Source organism: Burkholderia sp. ABCPW 111 (assembly GCF_000773065.1).
Lineage (GTDB): Bacteria > Pseudomonadota > Gammaproteobacteria > Burkholderiales > Burkholderiaceae > Burkholderia > Burkholderia savannae.
In genome coordinates this window covers 1-5232 of the sequence record NZ_JPWT01000016.1, presented here as the reverse complement: position 1 = coordinate 5232, position 5232 = coordinate 1, and the positions used below count along the sequence as shown (strand labels likewise).

Below are 5232 nucleotides of genomic sequence, written 5' to 3'. Positions count from 1 at the left end.
CGCTAACGCGCTAACGCGCTAACGCGCTAACGCGCTAACGCGCTAACGCGCTAACGCGCTAACGCGCTAACGCGCTAACGCGCTAACGCGCTAACGCGCGCGCCGAAGCCCGCGCTTAACCGCGCGCATGCGTCCTGAGCGCCGCGCTCTTCCGATGGAAACGCCACGTCATCAGCACCGCGACGCTCGCGAGCCCGGCGGCGAGCCCCCACCACAGCCCGCGCGCGCCGAGGCCCGCATGGAACGCGAACCAGTAGCCGGTCGGAAAGCCGATGCCCCAGTAGCCGAGCGTCGCGGCGAGCATCGGCACGCGCGTGTCCTTCAGGCCGCGCAGGCAGCCGGAGCCGACCGTCTGCATCCCGTCGACGATCTGGAACACGGCGGCGATCCCGAGCAGCGACGTCGCGAGCGCGACGGTGTGCGCGTTCGCGGGATCGTCGAGCTTCAGATAGAGGCCGACGATCGCGTGCGGCGCGACGATCAGCACGAGTCCCGACAGCGACATGAACGCAATGCCGAGCCCGAGCGCGACGAAGCCCGCGTGCCGCGCGGCAACGGGCGCGCCCGCGCCCGCCCAGTAGCCGACGCGCACGTTCGCCGCCTGGCCGATCGCGAGCGGCACCATGAACGCGACCGACGCGACATTGAGCGCGATCTGATGCGCGGCGAGCGACGATTCGCCGAGCACGCCGACCGTGAGGCCCGTCGCGAGGAAGAGCGTCGATTCGACGCCGTACGTGATCGCCACCGGCCAGCCGATGCCGAACAGCTCGCCCATCAGCGGCAGCCGCGGCCGCGCGGCGACGACGAAGTGCTTGAACGCCGGCCGCCCGTGCAGCAGCGCGACGAGCAAGAGCGCGGAGAGCCAGATCGTGATCGTCGTCGCGGTCGCGGAGCCGAGGAAGCCGAGGCGAGGCAGCCCGAACGCGCCGTGGATCAGGCCGTAGTTGAGGAACGCGTTGACGCCGACGCCGGCGAGCGACACCCACAGCAGCCGCTTCGCCGCGCCGATCGCGGGCAGGAACGAGCGCATCAGCCCGACGCCGATCAGGCTGCCGGGGGCCGCGAAGCGCAGCACGGCCGCGTATTCGCCGACATTGCGCGCGAGCGCCGCCGGTTCGCCGAACGCGCGCAGGAGCGGCTCCGCGAACGACAGCAGCGCGAACGCCGGAACCGCGAGCAGCAGCGACAGCGCGAAGCCCGTCCAGTAGATGTGCGGCACGCGGTGCTCGGCCTGCGCGCCGCGCGCGTGCGCGACGCTCACGCTGACCGACGTCAGCACGCCTTGCAGCAGCGTCACGACGACGAAGAACAGATTCGCGCCGAGGCCGCCCGCCGCGAGCGAGTCGGGGCCGAGCGAGCCGAGCAGCACGGTGTCGGTGACGCTCATCGCCATTTGCGACAGCTGCGCGATCGCGAGCGGCGCGGCGAGGCGCGCCGTATCGGCGGCGTGACGGGACAGGGTGGGGGGCGGCGCGGCGGCCGCTCGCGTGAAACTGGTAGGCGACATGGGACGCGTTCGCGCGGACGGCCTGCCCGCGCCTTTGCTTATTTTTAGGAAACAATGAGATTACGAGTTTCCGCGAACGCTGTCGATGCCGGCTTCTGATGGCCTTACGGCCGACAGGGGCTCGCTACGTCGCGGCGTGCACGGCGATGCGCGTGTCGCCGAGCAGCACGACCTGGCCCGCGCGGATCTTGCACGTCTTGCGCAGCTCGGGCGCGCCGTCGACCTTCACCGCGCCCGACGCGACGAGCATCTTCGCCGAGCCGCCGCTGTCCGCGAGACCGGTGAGCTTGAGCAAGTTATGCAGTTCGACGAATTCGCCGGTCAGCGTGAAATCCAGGTTGGGCATGGCAGTGAGAACGGGAAAGAAGAGCGCGCCGCGCGACGGCGGCATCGCATCATAAGCGATGCGCGGCGCAAGCGGTGTAAGGCGCGCGTCAAATGTTTTCGGGGGTTCGCGCGATTCGGGCCGCCGCGTGTAAGCGAGTGTGTCGAACTCGTCAGCAAATGAAACGGTGGGTAACAGTTGTCGAGAACGGCGAACCGCGAACGAAATCGGCCGGTCTGTACACGGACTCGCTGCATGTCGCGGCGGGCACATAGCGGCGGCCTTCGACGGCACGCCGTTCCAACGACTTTGTTGAGGAGAATTGCGATGTCCAAGATTCGTGCAATGTTGATCGGTGCCGCGGTGGCGGCGGTGGCGACGACCGCTTTCGCGCAGACGGCCGGCGTGGCGACGCAAGGTTCGGTCGGCGGCTCGGCCGACGTGCTCGGCCAGAAGGCGGGCGCGAGCGCGCAACTGAACGCGGGCGGCGACCTGTCGGCCGCATCGCCGGAAGCGGCGGCGAATGCCGTCAAGCATTCGGCGAAGAAGCACGTGACGCACGCGAAGGCCAAGGCGAAGGCGAAGGCCGACGAAGCGGCCGAGCTCGGCGCGGACGCGAAGACGAAGGCGAGCGGCGCGGTCGAAGGTGCGACGAATGCGGCGGGCAACGCCGTCAACGGCGCGACGAGCGCGGCGGGCAATGCGGTCGGCGGCGTCGCGGGCGCGGCGGGCGGTCTGGCGAAGGGTGTCGCGGGCGGCGCGAACGGCTCGCTGTCCGTCAACGGCGGCGTGAAGGCCGGCGCGGGCGAGTAAGCGCCGAAGGCCGGCGCGCGGCAAGCGGGCTTCGCCCCGGAAGGCTCGCCTGGCGCATTGCGCGTCGACCGATGGACGACGGCCCGGATCGCATCGCGCGGTCCGGGCCGTTGCGTTTTAGCGGTCCGCCTTCGTGCTCGAACCGCGTTTCCGCGCGCGCGAACGAGCGCGCCGCGCGTGACTGGTTACGGCCAACGGCAATTGCAACGGCTATGGCTACTGGCGGCGGCGCCCCTGCGGCTGCGCCGTGTTCTGCGCGCCGCGCGCGGGCGGCGTGACGATGAACACGCTGCGCAGCCACGCGGCGATGCGCGTGAAGATGTCGTACGGCTCCTCGACGAAGATCTCGGGCTTCAGGAGCCGCAGGTATTCCATGATCTGCTGCGCTTCCTGCTTCTGGAACGAGCCGTGCGCGATGCCGAGCCTGAGTAGCCCGCGCAGCTCGCCGAGCTTCTCGCGCGCGACGCTGCCGACGCTCATCTCGCACGCGAGCTTCGCTTCGTACACGCGTTGCCGCAGCGATTCGGCGAGCCGCCACGCGGGCGTCTGCATCCGCTCCTCGAGCGTCTGAATGTCGGTGACGGCCGCCTTGATCTGCGCGGCGAGCGGATCGACGAGCGCCGCATCCCCCTGCGCGCCGGACACGACGGCGGCCGCCCATTCGCGGCATGCTTTCGCGAGTTCGTCGGGCGTCCATTCGGAGCGCGACGCGAAGCCGAAGCCGAATTCGCCCGCCTGCCGGATCAGGATCGCGACGACGTCCGGAAACTCCTTGTCGAGCGTGCGCTTCGCCCACGCATACTGGCCGCCTTGCAGGAGCCGCTGCACGGCGTGCTCGGTGAGCGGCACCATGCTGTCGAGCAGCTTCGCGCGCAGGAAATCCTCGAACGACGGCGTGACGAACTGCGGATCGAGCTTGAGCGACACGCGCAAGAACGCATCGAAGTCTTTGCGCAGGGAAGCGACGGTGTCGTCTTTCAGCGTGAGAGTGATTTGGCCCATGTCTGTCTCGATGCTCGATGCCGGTCGGCTCGACCGGCGCTTTCGCCCGCGCGCAGCCGACGTGGGCAGGCCGCGTGTCGGCTGCGCGGATCGGCCGGCTGGCCGTCGGTCGTCGTGCTGTCCGGCTGGATCGGATGACGGGATTCGGTCGCCGGGCGCGGGGCTTCATCTTCTTAACGGCTGTGCGCGCGGGAACTTGAGGGCCGTGCGCGCCGATGCCGCGCGTGCGGGCGGCGCACGCGGCTCAGCCCGGCAGCCAGCCGCGCGGCGGCACGATCGCCTGCCAGAAAAAGAACACGGCGAGCCCGGCGGCGATCGTGACGAGCGGCCGGCGCGTCGCGGCGGACACGAGCACCGCGGCAGCGGCGCCGACGAGCCGGGGATTGCGCCAGGTCAGCTCCGCGTCGCCGCCGTGCGGCGCGAGCGTCATCGGCACGATGATCGCGGTCAGCACGGTCACGGGGACGAAGCGCAGCGCGGCGAGGAGAAGCGGCGGGAAGGCGAGGCGATCGCCGAGCAGGAAGAGCGTCGTGCGGATCGCGTACGTGAGCGCCGCCATTCCGAGAATCAGCAGCGCGTAGCTCATGATGCGGCCTCCGCGCGCCGGCGCGCGCGCTGCTCCGCGAACCAGGTCAGCGCGACGCCGATCGCGACGCCCGCGGCGACGGCGGCGAGCAACCCGAGCTTGTACGGCCACGCGCGACAGAGGAGCGCGACGGCGCCCGCCGTCACCGCGGCGGCGAGATTGCGCAGCGAGGCGAGTTGCGGCACGACGATCGCGATGAACGTCGCCGCCATCGCGAAGTCGAGCCCGAGCGACTGCAGGCGCGGGAACGCGGCGCCGAACAGCAGGCCCGCGATCGTCCACACCTGCCAGTTCACGTACATCGCGACGCCGGAGCCGAAGAAGTGGTACGGCCCGGTCGCGCCGGGCTCGGCATGACGGTAGTGCGCGTACGCGACGGCGAACACTTCGTCCGTCATCAGCGCGCCGAGCGTCGCGCGCCACCGCAGCGGCAGATGCGCGACGTACGGCGCGAGCGTCGCGCTGTAGAGCAGATGGCGCAGATTGACGACGAACGTCGTCGCGAGCACGACCGCATAGCTCGCGCTGCCCGCGATCAGGCCGAGCGCGATGAACTGAGCGGAGCCGGCGAAGAGCGCGAACGACATCAGCTCGCCGTGCCACGGCGCGAGCGGGCCCGTCGTGACGAGCGTGCCGAAGATCACGCCGAAGGGGGCGGCACCTACCATCATCGGAACGGTGTCGCGCATGCCGGCGGCGAATTCGCCGAGCCGGGCGGGCGGGGGATGCGTGGAGCGGGACTGGGACAAGGCGGCTACCTCCTGTGCGATGGAGGATAGCCGCGCGGGAGAGGCGCTCGCTTGTACGTTCTTGCGATGTCGATGTCGTGAAGGTCCAGCCCGAGCCAAAGCCCGAGCCAAAGCCCGAGCCAAAGCCCGAGCCAAAGCCCGAGCCAAAGCCCGAGCCAAAGCCAAAGCCAAAGCCAAAGCCAAAGCCAAAGCCAAAGCCAAAGCCAAAGCCAAAGCCAAAGCCAAAGCCAAAGCCAAAGCCAAAGCC

At 69.9% G+C, this 5232-nt stretch carries 6 protein-coding genes; 1 reads left to right on the top strand and 5 read right to left on the bottom strand.

The genetic code is table 11. From position 1 onward, the window contains the following. Window positions 1–115: 115 nt before the first annotated feature. Together X946_RS04490 and X946_RS04485 are read right to left on the bottom strand one after the other, a co-directional pair. The gene (locus X946_RS04490) at window positions 116–1510 is read right to left on the bottom strand and encodes an MATE family efflux transporter (protein ID WP_038744498.1); all 1395 of its coding nucleotides are present in this window, start codon (window positions 1508–1510) and stop codon (window positions 116–118) included. A gap of 124 nt (window positions 1511–1634) precedes the next feature. After that, window positions 1635–1856, bottom strand: a complete 222-nt coding sequence (locus X946_RS04485; RefSeq protein WP_038744499.1) for an RNA-binding S4 domain-containing protein — start codon at window positions 1854–1856, stop codon at window positions 1635–1637. 306 nt (window positions 1857–2162) lie between these two features. Between X946_RS04485 and X946_RS04480 the strand changes: the two genes are divergently transcribed. After that, the gene (locus X946_RS04480) at window positions 2163–2648 is read left to right on the top strand and encodes a hypothetical protein (protein ID WP_038744496.1); all 486 of its coding nucleotides are present in this window, start codon (window positions 2163–2165) and stop codon (window positions 2646–2648) included. 216 nt (window positions 2649–2864) lie between these two features. On the opposite strand, the gene X946_RS04475 is transcribed toward X946_RS04480, so the two are convergent. From X946_RS04475 to X946_RS04465, 3 genes are all read right to left on the bottom strand, one after another. Next, complete coding sequence (locus tag X946_RS04475) at window positions 2865–3650, bottom strand: DUF4088 family protein (RefSeq protein WP_038744494.1); 786 nt, start codon at window positions 3648–3650, stop codon at window positions 2865–2867. Window positions 3651–3894: 244 nt separating this feature from the next. Beyond that, window positions 3895–4236, bottom strand: coding sequence for an AzlD domain-containing protein (locus X946_RS04470; RefSeq protein WP_038744493.1), 342 nt, complete (start codon window positions 4234–4236; stop codon window positions 3895–3897). Continuing rightward, window positions 4233–4925 carry an AzlC family ABC transporter permease gene (locus X946_RS04465; protein WP_235363992.1) on the bottom strand — a complete coding sequence of 231 codons (693 nt, stop codon included), beginning with the start codon at window positions 4923–4925 and terminating at the stop codon, window positions 4233–4235. Before X946_RS04465 ends, X946_RS04470 begins: the two co-directional genes overlap by 4 nt. Window positions 4926–5232 lie beyond the last annotated feature (307 nt).

Excerpts from the sequence above, each read along its gene's own strand:
- X946_RS04485 (WP_038744499.1), bottom strand. The coding sequence starts at position 1,856 with ATGCCCAACCTGGATTTCACGCTGACCGGCGAATTCGTCGAACTGCAT.
- X946_RS04465 (WP_235363992.1), bottom strand. The coding sequence starts at position 4,925 with ATGCGCGACACCGTTCCGATGATGGTAGGTGCCGCCCCCTTCGGCGTG.
- X946_RS04470 (WP_038744493.1), bottom strand. The coding sequence starts at position 4,236 with ATGAGCTACGCGCTGCTGATTCTCGGAATGGCGGCGCTCACGTACGCG.
- X946_RS04480 (WP_038744496.1), top strand. The coding sequence starts at position 2,163 with ATGTCCAAGATTCGTGCAATGTTGATCGGTGCCGCGGTGGCGGCGGTG.
- X946_RS04475 (WP_038744494.1), bottom strand. The coding sequence starts at position 3,650 with ATGGGCCAAATCACTCTCACGCTGAAAGACGACACCGTCGCTTCCCTG.
- X946_RS04490 (WP_038744498.1), bottom strand. The coding sequence starts at position 1,510 with ATGTCGCCTACCAGTTTCACGCGAGCGGCCGCCGCGCCGCCCCCCACC.